Origin of the sequence: Polyangium fumosum, assembly GCF_005144585.1 — a bacterium.
Taxonomy (GTDB): Bacteria; Myxococcota_A; Polyangia; order Polyangiales; family Polyangiaceae; genus Polyangium; species Polyangium fumosum.
Map to the genome: position 1 here is coordinate 39805 of NZ_SSMQ01000060.1, position 17032 is coordinate 56836.

Here is a 17032-nt window from a genome sequence, read left to right on the forward strand (position 1 = left end):
TGAACGAGCCGACGGCGGCCTGCGCCAGCATGCCAAAATGCGAGGCCCTACGAACGGAAAAAGGCGTCCACCCCTGCGTTGTGGGCGAGGGGCGACGCCTCTTCGTCTCGGGTCAGCGTGCGCGCGGGTGTTCCGCGCGTACCGCCGAGAGGTCCGAACGTCCGGTCAGGACGCTTGTTCGGTCTTCGGGGCCTTGTCGGCCTTGGTCTTCTTCCGCGCCTCGGCGTCCAGCAGGCCAATACGCGCCTTCTGGCCACGCTTGATCCGCTTCTTCTTCAGCGGCGTGGAGAGCCACTCGTGCCGCAACCGGATGTTCCACTTCGGGGTATTCGCCATGTCTATCCTCGGAGAGCGCGGGACCGTAGCGAAACAGCCCGCAGAGTCAAGTCCTTCTTGCCCGAACGGGCGTGATCAGTCCGGGATTTTCACGAGGCCCACGTCGAGGTGGATCGGCGGATCCCCCTCGCGGGCCTCGACGAGCTTGTCCCAGGGAAAAAAGCCAGGTTTTTCCACGGTGATCCGGTGCTTGCCCGGCGGCAGGGCGACGCCGCGCTTCGCCACGAACGCGAGCGCCCCGATGTACATGTCGTCGATCGTCACCGACGCGTCCGGGGCGTTGCCCTTCACGCGCAGCGAGACCGTGGCCGGCGCGCTCGGCGCACATGCCCCGATGAGAAGGCTGCACAAGAGGGCCGCCAAGCTCCCGCGTTTCGTGCTCGTTTCCATCACTCCCACTCGATCGTAGCCGGAGGCTTCGACGAGACATCGTACACGACGCGGTTCACGCCGCGGACCTCGTTGATGATCCGCGCGCTCGTTCGTCCGAGCACCTCGTGCGGGATCCGCGCCCAGTCGGCCGTCATGCCGTCCTTCGACTCCACGGCCCGGAGCGCGATCACCTCGTCGTACGTGCGCTCGTCGCCCATCACGCCGACGGTACGGACGGGCAAGATCACGCAGAAGCTCTGCCAGATCTTGTCGTAGAGCCCCGCCTCGCGGATCTCCTCCTCGAAGATCGCGTCGGCCTCGCGCAGGACCTGGAGCCGCTCCTCGGTGAGCGGGCCGAGGCAACGCACGGCAAGGCCGGGGCCGGGGAAGGGGTGGCGCCAGAGCAGGTGGTGCGGGATGCCCATCGTCGCGCCGACCGCGCGCACCTCGTCCTTGAAGAGCTCACGCAGCGGCTCGACGAGGCCAAGCTTCATGCGCTCCGGCAAGCCGCCGACGTTGTGGTGGCTCTTGATCACCGCGCTCGGGCCCTTCGCCGAGACGCTCTCGATCACGTCCGGGTAGAGCGTGCCCTGCACGAGGAAGCGGCAATCCTCGATCTTCTTCGCCTCCTCCTCGAAGACCTCGATGAAGACGCGGCCGATCGTCTTGCGCTTCTGCTCGGGATCCGTGACGCCGGCGAGCGCGTCGAGGAAACGCTCGCGGGCGTCCACGTGCACGAGCCGGAGGTGGTAGTGGTCGCCGAACATCTTCACGACCTGCTCGGCCTCGCCTTTTCGCAAGAGGCCGTTGTCGACGAAGATGCAGACGAGCCGGTCGCCGAGCGCGCGGTGGCAGAGGATCGCGGCGACCGAGGAGTCGACGCCGCCCGAGAGGCCACACACGGCGCTCGCGTCGGGGCCGACCTTCTGGCGGATCGCCTCGACCGATTCCTCGACGAACGAGGCCGGGGTCCACGTGGGCTCGAGGCCGCAGACGTCGAAGAGGAACGCTTCGAGCAGGTCTTTGCCGCGGTGCGTGTGCGCGACCTCGGGGTGGAACTGCAGGCCGTAGATGCGGCGCTCGTCGTCGGCGATCGCGGCGAACGGGGTGGTGTCGGTGGTGCCGAGCGTGGAGAAGCCAGGCGGGAGCTCGACGACCTTGTCGCCATGGCTCATCCAGACGTCGAGGACGTCGCCGTCGTTGAAGCGGCTGAAGACGCCGGCGGCGCGGGTCGTACGGACCAGCGCGGGCCCATATTCGCCCTCGGCGCCGCGCTCGACCTTGCCGCCGAGCAGGTGCGAGAGGAGCTGCATGCCGTAGCAGATGCCGAGGATCGGGATGCCAACGGAGAAGAGCTCAGCCGAGAGGTGCGGGGCGCCCTCGCCGTACACGCTCGACGGTCCGCCCGAGAGGATGATGCCGCGGGGCGCAAGCTCGCGGATGCGCTCGATCGGCAGGTCATAGCGGTAGACCTCGCAGTACACGGAGGCCTCGCGGATCCGGCGGGCAATGAGCTGGGTGTACTGCGAACCGAAATCCAGGATCAGGACGAGGTCCCGTCGGCCAGTGAGCATGGTCGCCGCGCTAGCACTTTTCGCGGGAGGGGGCGAGCACCGGAGCGGGCGCGAAGAAGCTAGATGGGAATGGGCGTCGGGACGAACGAGGTCATCCCCGGCGGAACGGGGACATCGGGGTGTTTCTCCAGGATGGCGGCGAGGGCCTTGGCAAGGCGCTCGCCGTCGGCCGGATCGCTGCCACGCGCCGAGTAAAAGACCGCATATCTGCCGGCGAAAGCAGGCGGAGTGGGCCCATCGTCCACGGCGAGCGCGACGGAGAGGCGCACGACGGCCCGATCCTTCTCGCACACGAGCATGAGGACGCCGTCCTGGACCGCGCGAATTTCGCGCACGGCAAACCCGTCGAGCGTGCTGCCAGGCGCGAGGGGCGCGACGAGGGCAAGCTCGGCAGGGCCAGCCGGGCGGGGCGCAGGCGCAGGGCGGGAGGACACGACGGGGAGCGGCGAGGCGTCGGTCGAGGCATCACCGCGCGAGCACGCAGGGAGGGCGAGGAGCAAAGCAGGGAGGACGAGCGAGCCAAGCCGAATCACGGGAGGCGAGGGTATCATCCCAGTTCACGCAGCGCCGCCGCCGGGGCGCTGCCCCCCGGGGCGCTGCCCCGGTCCCCGCGGGGGGCTGTCCGCCCCCTCGACCCCGGACCAGCCAGGGGCTGGACCCAGGTTTGAAAAACTGCGCGGTGCGCAGTTTTTCAAACAGGCCGGCGAAGGAGCCAGGTTGCCAGCAGAAGCAGTCGCGCGGCTGTCTTGGTGGCCTTCAGCGATGAGCCCATGGGCTCCCGCAGCGAGCCCGCCACGCCTTCCATCGTTCCCGCGCCTCCGAGGCACGTCCTCGTCGCTTCGAGGCACGGCCTCGCACCTCCAGAGGCCCGAGCGCACTCCTCGGAGACACGTCCTCGTTCCTTCGAGGCACGGCCTCGTGCCTCTGGAGGCTCGAGTGCACGCCCCAGAGACACGTCCTCGTTCCTTCGAGGCACGGCCTCGTGCCTCTGGAGACTCGAGCGCACGCCCCGGAGACGCGTCCTCGTCGCTTCGAGGCACGGCCTCGTGCCTCCGGAGACTCGAGCGCACGCCCCGGAGACACGTCCTCGTTCCTTCGAGGCACGGCCTCGTGCCTCTGGAGGCTCATCCATGTAAGGAGCCAGGTTGCCATCCGAACCCGCAGCGGGGCTGCCTTGGTCGGCAACGTCGGTGCTGGTCTTGACCGGGCCTGTTCGATGAACTGCGCATCGCGCAGTTCATCGAGCTTGGGTCCAGCGCCTCGCTGGTCCGGGGTGGAGGGGGCGGATAGCCCCCTCCTGGGGCCTGGGGCAACGCCCCAGCTCCGGGCCTCCGAGCGCTCGCTGCGCTGGCAAAAGGCGGGGAGAATCGGTAGCGTGCCGTGCTCATGGGGAAGCTGACGGACAAGGTCGTCATTATTACGGGGGCTTCGGGGGGCATTGGGACGGCGACGGCTGCGCTCTTTTCGCGCGAGGGGGCCAAGCTTGTGCTGGTCGGCCGTGATGAAGAGCGGCTGCGGCAGGCCGCGGAGGGGTGTGATTCTGCGCGGACACGCACCGTGGTCGCGGACGTTCGAACGGCCGAAGACACCAAGCGGTATGTCGACGCGGCGGTTCAGGCCTTCGGCGGGGTCGACGTGCTTTTTGCGAATGCGGGGTCCGAGGGGATGGTCACGCCCATCGCTGACCTCGACGTGGCGGTGCTCGACGACCTTCACGCGATTCATGTCCGCGGGGCGTTCCTGGGCATCCAGAAGGTCATTCCGCACATGCGGGAGCGGGGTGGGGGGAGCATTGTGGTCACGTCGTCGACGGCGGCCATCAACTCGTTCCCGGGGTGCGCTGCGTATGCGACGAGCAAGGCGGCGGTGCTTGCGCTCGTGCGCACGGCGGCGGCTGAGCTCGCGCCCGTGAACATTCGGGTCAATGCGATGGTCCCGGGCGGCGTCGACAACCGCATGATGTACGCGTTCACCGAACAAATGGCCCCGGGGCACGCCGAGGCGTTGCGGGCTGGCTACCAGCAAATGATTCCCGCCCGTCGCGTGGCCACCAACGAGGAAATGGCGAAGCTCGCGCTTTTCCTCGCGTCGGATGATTCGAGTTATTGCCACGGGGCGAGCTTCGTGGCGGACGGCGGGTTGACGATCGTCTGAGGGGAGAGGGGAAGAAGGGGAGGAGCACCATCGTGAGCAAGGGGCCGCCGTCCGACAATGTCGTGCGTTTTCCGCCGTTGCCTCGTCTGCCGCCTCCGCCGCGCTTCCCGCAGGATCCTCGCCAGCGGCAAACCAGCAGGATCCTCGGCGGCATCGCCCGCGCCGTGTCAAACGAGATGGTGGTTTCCGGGCCCAATCTCGTGAAAGGGTTTCCGGCCTCGGCGGTGGATCTCGGCCGTCTGAAGACCGCGCTCGAACGCGGCGTGCACCGCCTCGACGCCGAGCAGGTCGCCGAGCGGTGGGACGAAGTCTTCGCGTGGATGTGCCGCGTCGTCGGCGCCTGGGTGCAGCGCAGCAAGATGCTGAGGATCGTGCAGTGTGAAGGCGGGATCCGCGTCGAGATCCAGACGCAGGATGATCATGGGTACTACGACTACGCATTCGACGTGTTCCCAGGGCGTACCACCGGGGCTGCGGCCAGGAAGCGCAAAGGGACGAACGGATGACGCTCCGTGCCGGACCGGGCCGCTCGTGAGGGCGGCCCGCATCGTCCATGGTGCCCTCGCCGATCCTGGCGGATCCCGCCCCCGTCGCGCGCGCCCGTCCGTACCCGTTTCTCCCGTACAATCTGGCCCGTCCTCGCACCCTCGGCTATAACCTGCTCCGATGTGTCGCCTCTTCGGTGTTGTTTCGAGGCACGTCGAACCTCACCCCGAGCCGCTCGCCACGGCTCCCAAGAGCCTCGCGGCCCTGTCGCCCGAGCACCCGCATGGCTGGGGGATCGCTGCCCATGACGGGAAAACCTGGGCGATCCACAAGAGCCCGACGTGCGCGCACGCGGACCCGACGTTCCACACGATCGCCTCGAACGCCCGCGGGCGTATCGTCCTCGCCCACGTCCGCAAAGCCACGGTCGGAAAGACCGGCCTCACCAATACCCACCCGTTCCGCCGGGATGCGTGGGTGTTCGCGCACAATGGCACCATCTCGGACGTCGCGTGGCTCGAACGGCGCACCTCGCAATCGCGCAGGCGGGAGATCACGGGGGATACGGACAGCGAGCGGTTGTTCGCGTTCCTGATGACCGCGCTCGACGAGGTCGGCGCCACGTACGGGAGCCGGCGCGCGCCGGGCGGCGCGGTCCACCGCGCGATCGCCCGGGTCATCGAGGCCGCGACGGACAGGCCTCGCTTTGGCGCGATCAATTTTCTATTGAGTGATGGGGACGTGCTTTATGCCCATCGCTTTGGCCGGAGCTTGTACGTCTCGTCCGAGGCGGGCGTCGTCCGCATTGCGTCGGAGGCGCCGCACGAGGGCGCATGGCAGGAGGTCCCCGAGCGATCGCTCCTCTGCATCGAGGGCGGCGTCGCGCCGAGGGTCTCGCCCGTCGAAGCCAAACAAAGGGCTTTCGTGGGACGTCGTCGTCTTGGAGGACGTGGGTTCGAGATTCGGCGCGCCTTCTAAGGCTAAGGCGGCGGAGGCGGATCGGTCGGGGCGGGCGCTTCGGCCGGGGGCGCTTGGTGTCCGGGCAACTCGAAGCTCCGCGGCGCCTCGTACTCGGGCGGCGGGCCTCCCGGCAGCGGCTTTGGTTTCGGCGGGCTGCTGCAGGCGCCCGCGGCGAGCACGAGGAGCGACGCGAGCGCGGGGACGAACCGGTTGCTCATAGATGGGTCCCCTTCTTCTTGATGTTCTGCGGCGGAGGCGTCGGCGTCGCCGGTCCCTCGTGCTGGTTCACGGGCGGCAGGCCGAACGGGCTCGGGGGCGCGAGCGGGTCGTCGGGGGTACCGTCGATCTTCTGGCGCATTTCGGAGGGTTTGGGGGGAGGCGTCTCCGGGGCCGGGTCGAATTTCGCGCCCTCGGCGCCGGGCGCGCCCATCGGGATCATCGTCGCTGCGGGCGCGGCGCTCGCCGGCCCCTCGTCGTCGTGGGAGCCACAACCGAGCCACGTAGGCAGCCCGAGGGGCAGGAGAAGGAACCAGGCGGGGAGACCGCGCGGGCGAGCCGACACGCGGCCACGCTAGCACGCCCTTGGCCTTGTGCGGGCAGCCGCGTTAGGTTTCGACGCCGTGGAGAGCACCGCAATCCTGACCGAGGAACTCGTCGAGCTTGCAAAGCGCGCCCGAAAGGCCGCGCGTACGTTGTCGATCGCGTCGCGTGAAGCCAAGGATCGCGCGCTCGTCGCCATCGCGGAGGCGCTGCGCGCGCAAGCCGCCGAGGGCTCGCCGCTCCGCGCCGCGAACGCCGAGGACGTCGAGGCCGCGCGCGCGGCGGGGCTTGCACCCGCGCTCGTCGATCGGCTGATCCTCGACGAACCGCGCATCCTCGGCATCGCGGCGGCCGTCACGCAGATCGCGTCGTTCGAAGATCCGGTGGGCGAAGTGCTCGGCATGAAGCAGCGCCCGAACGGCCTGAGCGTGGGTCAGGTGCGCATCCCGCTCGGCGTGATCGCGATGATCTACGAAGCGCGCCCGAACGTGACCGTGGACTCGGCCGCGCTCTGCTTGAAGAGCGGCAACGCCGTGCTCCTGCGCGGCGGCAAGGAGGCAGCGCGATCGAACGCCGCGCTCGGGGAGCTCGTGCGCGCCGCGGTCGCGTCCGCCGGGCTGCCTGCGGACGCCGTGCAGATCGTTCCGCCCAGCGATCGCGAGGGGATCCGGCTGCTCGTCGGGCTCGCGGGGAAGATCGATCTCGTCATCCCGCGCGGCGGCGAGGGGCTCATCCGCTTCGTGACCGAGCACGCGCGGGTGCCGGTGATCCAGCACTACAAGGGGGTTTGTCATCTCTACGTCGACGAGGGCGCCGATCTCAACATGGCGCTCCGGCTCGTGGAGAACGGCAAGCTCAGCCGGCCGGGCGTCTGCAACGCGCTCGAGTGCTTGCTCGTGCACGAGAGCGTGGCGCTCGCGTTCTTGCCGCGGGTCGGGAAGCTCGCGGCGCAGGGGCTCGAGATCCGCGGCGATCAGGCGACACGCGCGGTGATCCCCTCGGCCAAACCCGCGTCGACCGAGGATTACGGGCAGGAGTTCCTCGCCCCGATCCTCGCCATCCGGATCGTCGGCTCGCTCGACGAGGCGCTCGATCACATCGCGCAGTACGGCTCGAACCACACCGAGGCGATCTGCACGCGCAGCTACGAGCGGGCGCAGCGCTTCTCGCGGGCCGTCGACGCGAGCTGCGTGCTCGTCAACGCGTCCACGCGCTTCAACGACGGCGGCGAGCTCGGGCTCGGCGCGGAGATCGGCATCTCGACGACGAAGCTCCATGCGTACGGACCGATGGGGCTCGAGAGCCTCACCGCGAAGAAGTGGATCGTCTTCGGTGAGGGGCAAGTTCGGTAATCGGCCCGGGTCAGAGGCCGGAGTGAGGTAGACGTTGGTAACGAAGAAGCGATCGGACGGCGGGGGCGAGTCGCCCAAGCCGGCTCGCAGCAAGACGGCTGCGACGAAGACGACGACGACGAAGACGAGCAAGACGAGCAAGACGGGCGCGGCGCGCTCGCCTCGCGACGTGGACCCGGGCGAAGCGTCGGGCGAGCGAGACACGCACGTGGCGCCGGCCGTGGTGAAGGCGGCCGTGAAGGCGGGGAAGAAGTCGGCCCGGCCGAAGCTCCGCGCCTCGCACGCGAGCGGGCAGGCGGTGCGCACATCCGCGGCCGCGAAGACGACGAAACGCCCGGGATTGCCGCGTCGCAAAACCGAGGGCGAGCTCCGCGGCAAGGCCGCGCCCGGCGTGAAGAAGGCGCCGCTCGCGGCCCCGAAGCGAGCGGCCGGACGCAAGGCGCCCGTGCCCGAGACGGCCTCGCCGGCGCGGGAGCTCGCGGTCGCGATGGCGGTCGCCGGCCTCGACAAGAAGGCGCTCGGCGTGGAGATCCTCGACGTGCGCGGGCGCGTCGACTACGCGGATTTCCTGGTGCTCATGACGGGCCGGAGTGATCGGCACGTCGGCTCGATCGCGCAGGGGATCGAGGAGGAGCTCGGCAAGAAGAAGATCGCGCCGATCTCGGTCGAGGGCATGTCCGCGGCCACGTGGGTGCTGCTCGACTACGGCGACGTGGTCGTGCACGTCTTCCAGGAGGACGCGCGGCAGCTCTACGACATCGAGGGCCTCTGGATGGACGCGAGCCGCGTCGCCGTGCCCGAAGGCGAGCCGGGCGCGCGTCCCGCCTCGCAGGGCAACCGCGCGCAGGCAGACGCGGGCGAGGGCTTCGGGGACGACGAGGATCGGACCGAGGAAGAGTAGAGCCGGATCGTATGCGTATCGTCGTCGTCGCCGTGGGCCGCGTGAAGGACAAACCGCTCCGCGCGGCCCTCGACGACTACTTCGGGCGCGTGCGCCGGTACATGCCTTGTGACGAGATCGAGCTCGAGGACGCGCCGCCCGCGCGGCTCATCGAGCTCTTCGCGAAGAAGACGGACGGCTCGACGACGATCGCGCTCGAGGTCCTGGGGCGCGCGCTCGACAGCCCCTCGTTCGCCCGGACGATCGAGCGCGCCGGATCCCGCGGCAAGGGCGTGGTCTCGTTCCTGATCGGCGGCGCCGACGGCATCCCCCCGGAGACGTCGCGCGCCGCGCACGACAGGATCAGCCTGTCGACGCTCACGTTCCCGCACAGGCTCGCGCGGCTCGTGCTCGTGGAGCAGATCTACCGCGCGATGACGATCCTGCGCGGCGAGCCGTACGCCCACTGAACGAGGCGTTTTCCTAGAACATCGATCGGTTTGACAACCGCTCGATGTTCTAGCTCTTTTGTCCCGAGGGGGACGCCTCGCGTCCCCCTCTCGCCCGGGCAAAGCCCGGTCGATTCACCCCCCGAGGCGAGCTCGCTTCGCGATCTCGCAGAGCGCCGAACGGGTCGGCGCTCTAGGCCGTCTTCGTCTTCTCTTTGCTCTTCCGGTACGCCTCGCGCTGGGCCTCCGTCGGCTTCTTGCCGAAGATGAACGCGAGTCCGATCGAGAGCACGTAGAGGACGAGCATCGGCACGGCCATCACGATCTGGCTCGTGATGTCGGGCGGCGTGACGACGGCGGCGATGATGAACGCGATCAGGACGAACCAGCGTCCGAATCGGATGAGCTGCAAGTAATTGACGATGCCCGCGAGCGAGAGGAACAGGATGAGCAGCGGGATCTCGAAGACGATGCCGAACGCGAGCAGCATCCGGGTCACGAAGTCGATGTACTCGCCCATCATGATGGTGGGCGTGATCGTCACGCCCTGGCCGCCGCCGACGGTGCCGGCGAGGCCGAGGAAGTAGTTGAACGTGATGGGGAAGGCGACACGCCAGCCGAAGTAACAGCCGCCCACGAAGAGCCCCGACGCCGAGAGCACGAAGGGGATCACGAAGCGTTTTTCGCGCGCGTAGAGCCCGGGCGCGATGAAGGACCAGAGCTGGTAGAAGAGGATCGGCGCGCTGAGCACGATCGAGCCGAGCAGCGAGAGCTGGAAGTACCCGATGAACGCGGCCTGAGGCGACTCGAAGTGCAAGGTCGCCTGGTTCGGCAAGCCCTGCGCCGTCCACGCGCCCTTGAACGGCCGCGAGATGATGTCGAGCAGGGGATCGCGATACTCCCAGGTGAGCACGCAGCAGATGAGGAAGGCGACGAAGCAGTAGACGAGGCGCTTGCGCAGCTCGTCGAGGTGCTCCCAGAACGTCATGGGAGCGCCTTCTTCCTCCTCGATCGGAGCGGACGCCGCGTCCTTGACCGCCTTCGCCTTGGAATCACTCATGACGCCGCGCTCGGCTCCTTCGTGACGACCCGGCTCGTCGGATCGTCGGTCGCCACGGCACCCAGCGGGTGGTGGGCGAGGGGCTCGGGCCCGCCGAAGTCTCCCTCTCCGTACGGGGCCGCGTCGTCGGGCAACGCGTCGTAGGCGTCGCAGCCGACCTGCGGATACTCACGCTCGCGCAAGATGACGACCGGCTCTTCGTCGGGCGCCGGCGCGCTCGCCGCGGCGGCCGCCACGGTCGCGGCCGCGGCCACGGTGGAGGTCGTGGCGGCCTTGGCGGCAGGGGTCGGAACGGCGAGCTTCTCCAGGCCGTCGAGCACGTTCACGTTCGAGAGCGCGCGGATCTCCTGGATGCTCCGGTCGATGCCCTCTTCGCGGAGGAGCGTGTCGATGCCGCTCTGCGCCCGGAGGTCGGTGCTCATGCGGCGGATGCGCGTCACCCACTGCCCGGCCGTCCGCATCATGCTCGGCAGGTGCCGCGGGCCCACCACCACGATGGCCACGAGCACGACCACGACCATCTCGCCGAAGCTCAATCCGAACACGCGAGCAAGCTAGCGCGCCGTGGGTTCGGAATCCACCGGGAGACGCCGTCCCTCTGGGTCAACGCTCGGGGGCTTCGCTCGGTCGAGCCGAGCTACGCCCTCGAACCCCCCGCTCCAGCGGCCGCGCGAGCTGACCACACGCCGCCCCCACGTCGCCGCCGCCCGAATACCGCACGATCGTGCCCACCCCGCGCCCGAGCAGCACCGCGCGGAAGGCTTCGAGCCGCGTCGAAGGCTGAAACGGATCGGGCGTGGTGCCGTCGGCGATCGCGTTGTAAGGGATCAAGCTGAGCCGGGGCCTCTGCCCGTGCGCCGTGGCGAAGGCGAGGCAGAGATCCGCGAGCGCCGCGGCATCCTCGTCCGCGTCGTTTTGCCCGGCGAGCAGCGTGTACGCGAACATCGGCGATCGCCCTGTCGCCCGCGCGTGCTCGCCCGCGGCCGCGAGCACCTCTTCGAGCGGGTGCGCGCCTTCGATGGGCATGAGCGCGCGCCGCCGCCCCGGCCGCGCCGAGCCGAGCGAGACCCCGAGCCGGACCGCAGGGACCTCCCGGAGGAGCGTGCGGATCCCGGTGGGCAAGCCCGACGTGCACACCGTGATGTTGCGCATGTCGATGGCGAGCGCGCTCGGCTCGCTCATGACGCGGATCGCGTGAATCACGCGCTCGATGTTCGCCATCGGCTCGCCCATGCCCTGGAAGAGCACGCCGTGCACGCGAGGGCGGATCCCGGCGGCGGCGAGGTTTGTCGGGGGGTCGTGCGCGAGCTCCTCGCGCACGCGCCGCACCTGCTCGACGATCTCCCACGCCTCGAGGTTGCGCCCGAGGCCCATGCGACCCGTCGCGCAGAACGCGCAGGCGAGCGCGCAGCCGACCTGCGAGGACACGCAGACCGAGAAGCGACCCGGGTGCTCGAGGGGGATGCGCACGGTCTCGATGACGGCCCCGTCGGGCAGGCGGAAGGCGTACTTGACGAAGGGATCGATCGCGCTCGCGGCGCGGGTCTCGATCTGGATCGTGGGGACGTGCCCGGCGGCACGGGCGGCGTCGAGCGCGGCGCGCCGGATCGTCGCGGGCGAGCGCGCGGGCAAACCCCCCGTCCGGTGCACGGTCGAGACGATCCGCCGCGCGTCCGTCACGTCGATGTTGCAAACGCGGGCGAGCTCGTCGGGGAGAAGGGCCTGGAGGGCGAGGGGCACGGCGGCATCGTTCTAGAGCGCCGACCCGTTCGGCGCTCTGCGAGATCGCGAAGCGAGCTCGCCTCGGGGGGTGAATCGCCCGGGCTTTGCCCGGGCGAGAGGGGGACGCGAGGCGTCCCCCTCGGGACAGAAGAGCTAGAACATCGAGCGGTTGTCAAACCGATCGATGTTCTAGTCGAGCGGGACCCCGGACGCACTCGTCTCGTTCCTCCCCATCTTCCGCGGATCCTGCTACCCTGCCTCTCGATGATGGATCCAAAGCGCGATGGTCCCTCGATGATGCTCGCGCCGTCCGCCCGGGGAGGAGCCGCGCTCTCGTTCCCGCCGGCCGATCCACCCCGCAAGCTCCCCCCGGTCGATCAGCACGTCGTCGCCCCCGAGACGACGCGCGACGAGATGATACGCGGCCGGAAGATCATCGCCCAGCCTGCGCTCGAGCCCCACGGCGACGCGCACGCGAACCTCGGCGCCGTGATCCGCTTGCACGTCCGCGAAGGCTATCGCGCCTCGATCGACCTGCTCACGCGTGTCTCGGAGCGCTCGAATTTCGCCACGGATTTGTCGATCCGGCGGGACGGCACGGATCCCGCGACGGGGAGGCGGCACCTCGAAGAGGTCTCGTTCGAGATCGTGAACGAGCAGGCGCCGGGCGTGGTGCGCGAGAAGGCCGAGGACCTCATCGAGCGCGGCGTCCGCCGCGTGTTCGCGATCCAGGTGAAGCGCGGCGAGATCTGCGAGTGGTCGCGCGAGAAGGTTGCGTTCGTGCCGCTCGACCTCGATGGGAGGATCGAAGACCCCTGCTTCATACGGCCGATCCGGGTGCGCGCGTTGCTCGATGGTGCGGTCGCGGAGCGCGAGGCCGCGCGGGCCCTCGAGCGCAAGGGCAACCCCGAGATCCTGGCGATCAAGCAAGACGCGGAAGAGAAAGGCCGCGAAGAGGGTCGCGAAGAAGGCCGCCGCGAGATGCTCCTCGAAGTCCTGCGCGAGCGCTTCGGCGAGATCCCGGAGGCCATGCTGGCGCGTGTCGCGACCGCGAGCGGCGCGACCTTGTCCCGATGGGCGAAGCGCTCCTACGCCGCGAGCTCGCTCGACGACGTGTTCGTCGAGGTCCAGGAAGACAGCGGCCCCGTTCGTCGCTGAGCCTCGATCCGTCCCGCGCGTTGCTGCGCGTCTCGGGCTCCGCTCCCCCTTCCTTCCGGCCCTGCATGCGTCTACCGTCGCGCTCGCATGGCCCGCCGCCGCGCCCTCTTGCTCGCTGTCGCCTCGGCCGCCCTCGCGGCGCTGCCGGCCGGCGACGCGTGGAGCTCCCCCGAGGACGTGTACGGCTTCGGCCCGCGCTCCATGGCGATGGGCGGCACCGGCGCCGCGCTCGGCCGCGGCTTCGAGGCCGTCTGGAGCAACCCCGCGCTCCTCAGCCTCGAACATCGACGCGAGCTCACGATCGGCCTGCTCGGCTCGGTCTTCGACCTCCGCGCGCCCGAGCGCCTGAACTACGACAACCTCGCGGGTGGCTTCATCGGCGCCGTCTTGCCCGTGCCGTTCGCCGGCGTCCTGAAGGACCGCATCACCATCGGCCTCGGCTTCTTCACGCCCTTTGATCTCATCGTCCGCGGCCGCATCCTCTACCCCGAGACCAAGCAGTTCCCCCTCGCGGATCGCACGGCCTCCGTCGCGGTCCAGGTCGGCCTCGGCGTCGACATCGGGTACGGCGTGCGGATCGGCGGCGGCTTCGCGGCGCTCGCGGCGCTCACCGGCTCCGTCCTCGTCGCCACCGACGCCTCCGGCCGCATCGGCACCGTCGTCGAAGACACGCTCGTCGCGAGCTACGGCCCCATCCTCGGCGCGAGCTACGAGCGCGGCGCCTACCGCGTCGGCCTCACCTACCGCGGCGAGCTCGTCGGGCGCTTCAACGTCGTCATCGAGGTGAAGGATCTCGGCCAGATCGTCGTGCCTCCGCTCAACATCTCCGGCCTCGCGCAGTACGATCCCGCGCAGATCGCGCTCGAAGTCGCGCGCGTCCGTGGCCCTTGGCGTGTCACCGCGGGCGCGACGTACAAGCGCTGGTCGGCCTACCCCGGCCCCGCTGAGGCCACCGTCCGTTGCCCGGAGATCGACCCGTCCACGGGCGCACCGCCCGCGGAGCCTTGTGGCGCCCTCACGCCCACGCCGCTCGGGTACACGGACACGATCGTCCCGCGCCTCGGCGTCGAGCGGGTCCTCTCGCCGAAGACGTCCGTCTCGATGATGCTCCGCGCCGGCTACTTCCTCGAAATCTCGCCCTCGCCGCCGCAGACGGCCGCCGCGAACATCTACGACAACACGCGCAGCGTCTTTGGCCTCGGCTACGGGCTCGAGCTCGCCGCGCCCTTCCCGAACCTGCGCTTCGATCTCGCCGGGCAGGTGCAGGTCCTCCATCCTCGCGCGAACGACAAGGCCGCGGACGTGCCCGCGCAGAACCCCGGCGCGCCTTCCGTGCGCACGAGCGGCGTCGTCGTCGCCGGCGCCGCCACCGTGGGGGTCGGGTTCTGATGTCGAACCAAGCGCGCTCGCTCCTGCCCGCGCTCGCCGTAGCGTGGCTCCTCGCCGCGCCGGAAGCTCGGGCCAGCGCTCCCGGGACGTACGGCATGGGCTCTCGCACCGGCGCGCTCGCCGGGGCCGTCACCGCCGACGCCGCGGACTTCTCGGGCTGCTTCTACAACCCCGCCGGCCTCGTCTCCGCGCCTGGCCTCGAGCTCTCGCTCGGCTACCTCTACGCGGACAACCGCCTCCGCATCAACGGCAAGGACAACGACGTCGCCGACGTCCACGGCCTCATGGCGGGCATCGTCGCCCCGGGCAAGATCCTCTCGCTCCCGTTCGCGTTCGGCATCGCCACGTACATCCCCGACAACGGCCTCTCCCGCATCCGCGCCCTCCGCCAGGAGACGCCGCGCTGGGAGCTCTACAACGACCGGCCCACCATCCTCTTCCTCTCGGTCCACCTCGCCGTCCGGCCGCTCCCGTGGCTCGAAATCGGCGGCGGCCTCGCCTTCCTCGCCGCCACGCGCGGCCGCTTCGGCATCCGCGGCGAGGCCGACGTCCTCAAGCCTTACGACTCGCAGCTCTCCCACGAGGTCGACGCCGATCTCACCTCGATCCGGTACCCCATCGCCGGCGCCCGCGTCAAACTCGGCAGCCTCGGCTATCTCGGCGTCGCCTACCGCGGACAAACCAAGCTCGACCTCGCGCTCCAGGCGAACCTCGAGGGCATCGTCGACTTCGCCGGCGTCGACGTCCCGCTCCGCTACGCCCTCGAAACGCGCACGCTCGACGCCTTCCAGCCGCAGCAGGTCGTCCTCGGTTTGTCCTTCCAGGCCGTGCCCCGCCTCCGCGCGAACTTCGATCTCGGCTGGGTGAACTGGTCGGCCTACGAGAGCCCGATCCCCCAGACCTCCGCTCACCTCGAAGCCGAGCCTCCGCCCGGCGTCGGCGTCGAGTTGCCCGAGGATCCCAGGCCTGTCGTGATCGTCCCGCCCGCGTTCCAGGACCGCTTCGTCCCGCGCCTCGGCGTCGAGTACGTCCTCGCGTTCGGCGCCGAGCGGCGCGTCTCGGGGCGCCCTGGGCCGGCCAAGGCCGTCGAGATCCCCTTGCGCGCCGGGTACGCCTACGAGCGCTCGCCCGTGCCGCCGCAGGAGGGCCCGACGAACTTCGTCGACGCCGATCGGCACACGATCTCCCTCGGCGCGGGCGTCGTCCTCAACGCGCCGTTCTCCGTCCTCCGCGGCGCGCTCCGCCTCGACACGCACGTGGCCTTCTCCGTGCTGCCCGAGCGCGTCACGCAGAAGGCGAACCCGGCCGACTTCGTGGGAGATTACCGGGCCGACGGCACCATGATCGCGGGCGGCGCCACGCTCACCGCCTCGTTCTGAGGGCAAGACGATGCGCACGCGACACGCTGGTTCGTTCCTCCTCGCCCTCGCGCTCCTGTCCGGCTGCGCCACGCTCGCCGACACCGAGACCGGCGGGGAGAACCTGCCGAACGCCGCCGCGGGCCCGTTCCGCGCCCTGCGCGTGGGCGAGCTCGGCAACCTCCGCTCCGCCCCGAATGCCCTCGAAGACGACGAGACGTTCCCGCGGGATCCCGCGGTCCTCGACGTCGACGGCGATCCCGTGACGCCCGCCGTCTTCGGCTACTTCTCCATGACCCCCGAGGTGCCGGGGCAGGACCCCGATCCCGCGGCTCCGCCCGGCGCCATCGTGCGTCACGGCGCCGAGGATGGCCGCTCCTTCGACCGCATGCCCCTCGTCGTGCTCACGCCCGAGGAGCCCTGGGAAGGCGGCACCGTCGGCGCGCCGTCGGTCGTCCGTGTGGGCGGCGAAATCTTCCTGTATTACGCCGCGGCTGGCGGCATCGGGCTCGCGCGGAGCCCGGACGGCGCGATCTTCACGCGCGTCGAAGGGCCTGTCTTCGGCCCCGACGCGGCTGGCTGGGAGGCCGGCGCCGTGCCGCGGAGCCCGGGCGTCGTCGTGCTCGACGACGGCTCACTCCGGCTTTTTTACGAGGTCCCTGGGCCCGGCGACGCCGCGCGTATCGGCGAGGCGCGCTCCAAGGACGGCATCACCTGGACCCGCGTCGGCGACGGCCCCGCGCTTGCGCCCGCGCCGGCCGGGGAGGAGGCCGAGCCTCCCTACGACGGCGCCTGGGTCGGCGCGCCCGCGCCCGTGCTCGTCCGGTCGACTGAGGGCCGCTCCATTCTGCGTGTCTACCATGCCGCCCGGGACACCCACGGAAAGGCCGTCGTGGGCCTCGCCGCGCGCTTCGATCCGGCCAGCGCCGCGCCCCTCCAGCGCGCCGTGAGCCCTGTGTTCGGCAGCGGCAGCTCGCTCGGCCCGCACGAGCCCTGCGCCCTCGTGCGGTCTGGCTACACATTGCTGTTCACAACGCAGCGCGCGGGCCGCACGAAGAGCGCCAATTATCCGGCGGTGGCTGCGGGCGTGGCGCCCGCCGATGTGATCTTGCCAGCGCCTTGAAACCGACCCTTCCCGGGCGCGCTTCTTTACTTTGGTCCCGCTGCGTGATGTAACGTCGAGTCGAGTGAGAGAGCCCTCTCCGCGCGCCGGCACGCCCGGCGTCTCGGGGACCGCGCCAC

General features: G+C 70.1%; 19 protein-coding genes. 10 read left to right on the top strand and 9 right to left on the bottom strand.

Annotated features, from left to right (window positions below; translation table 11 throughout):
* Window positions 1-165: 165 nt before the first annotated feature.
* The 4 genes from E8A74_RS53235 to E8A74_RS38995 form a co-directional block, all read right to left on the bottom strand.
* Window positions 166-336, bottom strand: a complete 171-nt coding sequence (locus E8A74_RS53235) for a hypothetical protein (protein ID WP_170229702.1) — start codon at window positions 334-336, stop codon at window positions 166-168.
* Between the two features lie 75 nt (window positions 337-411).
* Window positions 412-726, bottom strand: a complete 315-nt coding sequence (locus E8A74_RS38985; RefSeq protein WP_136934181.1) for a PEGA domain-containing protein — start codon at window positions 724-726, stop codon at window positions 412-414.
* Window positions 726-2282, bottom strand: a complete 1557-nt coding sequence (gene guaA / locus E8A74_RS38990) for a glutamine-hydrolyzing GMP synthase (protein WP_136934182.1) — start codon at window positions 2280-2282, stop codon at window positions 726-728. The genes E8A74_RS38985 and guaA overlap by 1 nt, the downstream gene beginning before the upstream one ends.
* Before the next feature lie 59 nt (window positions 2283-2341).
* The gene (locus E8A74_RS38995; protein ID WP_136934183.1) at window positions 2342-2815 is read right to left on the bottom strand and encodes a hypothetical protein; all 474 of its coding nucleotides are present in this window, start codon (window positions 2813-2815) and stop codon (window positions 2342-2344) included.
* An 853-nt stretch (window positions 2816-3668) separates the two neighbouring features.
* On the opposite strand from E8A74_RS38995, the gene E8A74_RS39000 reads away from it, so the two are divergent.
* From E8A74_RS39000 to E8A74_RS39010, 3 genes are all read left to right on the top strand, one after another.
* Window positions 3669-4436: an SDR family NAD(P)-dependent oxidoreductase gene (locus E8A74_RS39000; protein ID WP_136934184.1), complete on the top strand. Its 768-nt coding sequence runs from the start codon at window positions 3669-3671 to the stop codon at window positions 4434-4436.
* A 32-nt stretch (window positions 4437-4468) separates the two neighbouring features.
* Complete coding sequence (locus E8A74_RS39005) at window positions 4469-4942, top strand: hypothetical protein (RefSeq protein WP_136934185.1); 474 nt, start codon at window positions 4469-4471, stop codon at window positions 4940-4942.
* Window positions 4943-5102: 160 nt separating this feature from the next.
* Window positions 5103-5900: a class II glutamine amidotransferase gene (locus E8A74_RS39010; protein WP_136934186.1), complete on the top strand. Its 798-nt coding sequence runs from the start codon at window positions 5103-5105 to the stop codon at window positions 5898-5900.
* 2 nt (window positions 5901-5902) lie between these two features.
* Here E8A74_RS39010 and E8A74_RS39015 read toward each other — a convergent pair whose 3' ends face one another.
* Entirely contained in the window at window positions 5903-6100 is a 198-nt protein-coding gene (locus tag E8A74_RS39015; protein ID WP_136934187.1) for a hypothetical protein, read from the bottom strand.
* A complete protein-coding gene (locus tag E8A74_RS39020; protein ID WP_136934188.1) occupies window positions 6097-6444 on the bottom strand; it encodes a hypothetical protein in 348 nt (115 codons plus the stop codon). The genes E8A74_RS39015 and E8A74_RS39020 overlap by 4 nt, the downstream gene beginning before the upstream one ends.
* 58 nt (window positions 6445-6502) lie before the next feature.
* Here E8A74_RS39020 and E8A74_RS39025 point away from each other — a divergent pair, with 58 nt between their 5' ends.
* The 3 genes from E8A74_RS39025 to E8A74_RS39035 are packed head-to-tail and all read left to right on the top strand — an operon-like array spanning window position 6503 to window position 9124.
* Window positions 6503-7774 carry a glutamate-5-semialdehyde dehydrogenase gene (locus tag E8A74_RS39025; RefSeq protein ID WP_211365552.1) on the top strand — a complete coding sequence of 424 codons (1272 nt, stop codon included), beginning with the start codon at window positions 6503-6505 and terminating at the stop codon, window positions 7772-7774.
* A gap of 34 nt (window positions 7775-7808) precedes the next feature.
* Window positions 7809-8675 (top strand): ribosome silencing factor, encoded by an 867-nt coding sequence (gene rsfS / locus E8A74_RS55160; RefSeq protein WP_232379946.1) that lies wholly within the window; start codon window positions 7809-7811, stop codon window positions 8673-8675.
* A gap of 11 nt (window positions 8676-8686) precedes the next feature.
* Window positions 8687-9124: a 23S rRNA (pseudouridine(1915)-N(3))-methyltransferase RlmH gene (locus E8A74_RS39035; RefSeq protein WP_136934189.1), complete on the top strand. Its 438-nt coding sequence runs from the start codon at window positions 8687-8689 to the stop codon at window positions 9122-9124.
* A 172-nt stretch (window positions 9125-9296) separates the two neighbouring features.
* Here E8A74_RS39035 and tatC read toward each other — a convergent pair whose 3' ends face one another.
* The 3 genes from tatC to E8A74_RS39050 are packed head-to-tail and all read right to left on the bottom strand — an operon-like array spanning window position 9297 to window position 11903.
* Window positions 9297-10163 (bottom strand): twin-arginine translocase subunit TatC, encoded by an 867-nt coding sequence (tatC, locus tag E8A74_RS39040; protein WP_136934190.1) that lies wholly within the window; start codon window positions 10161-10163, stop codon window positions 9297-9299.
* A complete protein-coding gene (gene tatB, locus E8A74_RS39045; RefSeq protein ID WP_136934191.1) occupies window positions 10160-10708 on the bottom strand; it encodes a Sec-independent protein translocase protein TatB in 549 nt (182 codons plus the stop codon). The genes tatC and tatB overlap by 4 nt, the downstream gene beginning before the upstream one ends.
* Before the next feature lie 58 nt (window positions 10709-10766).
* A complete protein-coding gene (locus E8A74_RS39050; protein ID WP_136934192.1) occupies window positions 10767-11903 on the bottom strand; it encodes a radical SAM protein in 1137 nt (378 codons plus the stop codon).
* Window positions 11904-12149: 246 nt separating this feature from the next.
* On the opposite strand from E8A74_RS39050, the gene E8A74_RS39055 reads away from it, so the two are divergent.
* From E8A74_RS39055 to E8A74_RS39070, 4 genes are all read left to right on the top strand, one after another.
* Window positions 12150-13043, top strand: coding sequence for a hypothetical protein (locus E8A74_RS39055; RefSeq protein ID WP_136934193.1), 894 nt, complete (start codon window positions 12150-12152; stop codon window positions 13041-13043).
* 87 nt (window positions 13044-13130) lie between these two features.
* Window positions 13131-14432: an OmpP1/FadL family transporter gene (locus E8A74_RS39060; protein ID WP_136934194.1), complete on the top strand. Its 1302-nt coding sequence runs from the start codon at window positions 13131-13133 to the stop codon at window positions 14430-14432.
* On the top strand, window positions 14432-15811 hold the full coding sequence (locus E8A74_RS39065; RefSeq protein WP_136934195.1) for an OmpP1/FadL family transporter: 1380 nt from the start codon (window positions 14432-14434) through the stop codon (window positions 15809-15811). The genes E8A74_RS39060 and E8A74_RS39065 overlap by 1 nt, the downstream gene beginning before the upstream one ends.
* A gap of 10 nt (window positions 15812-15821) precedes the next feature.
* Window positions 15822-16913 carry a glycoside hydrolase family protein gene (locus E8A74_RS39070; protein WP_136934196.1) on the top strand — a complete coding sequence of 364 codons (1092 nt, stop codon included), beginning with the start codon at window positions 15822-15824 and terminating at the stop codon, window positions 16911-16913.
* Window positions 16914-17032: the final 119 nt, after the last annotated feature.

Bases quoted from the DNA above. Each gene is read 5' to 3' on its own strand.
- E8A74_RS53235 (WP_170229702.1), bottom strand. From the start codon at position 336: ATGGCGAATACCCCGAAGTGGAACATCCGGTTGCGGCACGAGTGGCTC.
- E8A74_RS38985 (WP_136934181.1), bottom strand. From the start codon at position 726: ATGGAAACGAGCACGAAACGCGGGAGCTTGGCGGCCCTCTTGTGCAGC.
- guaA (WP_136934182.1), bottom strand. From the start codon at position 2,282: ATGCTCACTGGCCGACGGGACCTCGTCCTGATCCTGGATTTCGGTTCG.
- E8A74_RS39000 (WP_136934184.1), top strand. From the start codon at position 3,669: ATGGGGAAGCTGACGGACAAGGTCGTCATTATTACGGGGGCTTCGGGG.
- E8A74_RS39010 (WP_136934186.1), top strand. From the start codon at position 5,103: ATGTGTCGCCTCTTCGGTGTTGTTTCGAGGCACGTCGAACCTCACCCC.
- E8A74_RS39015 (WP_136934187.1), bottom strand. From the start codon at position 6,100: ATGAGCAACCGGTTCGTCCCCGCGCTCGCGTCGCTCCTCGTGCTCGCC.
- E8A74_RS39035 (WP_136934189.1), top strand. From the start codon at position 8,687: ATGCGTATCGTCGTCGTCGCCGTGGGCCGCGTGAAGGACAAACCGCTC.
- tatC (WP_136934190.1), bottom strand. From the start codon at position 10,163: ATGAGTGATTCCAAGGCGAAGGCGGTCAAGGACGCGGCGTCCGCTCCG.
- E8A74_RS39055 (WP_136934193.1), top strand. From the start codon at position 12,150: ATGATGGATCCAAAGCGCGATGGTCCCTCGATGATGCTCGCGCCGTCC.
- E8A74_RS39060 (WP_136934194.1), top strand. From the start codon at position 13,131: ATGGCCCGCCGCCGCGCCCTCTTGCTCGCTGTCGCCTCGGCCGCCCTC.
- E8A74_RS39065 (WP_136934195.1), top strand. From the start codon at position 14,432: ATGTCGAACCAAGCGCGCTCGCTCCTGCCCGCGCTCGCCGTAGCGTGG.
- E8A74_RS39070 (WP_136934196.1), top strand. From the start codon at position 15,822: ATGCGCACGCGACACGCTGGTTCGTTCCTCCTCGCCCTCGCGCTCCTG.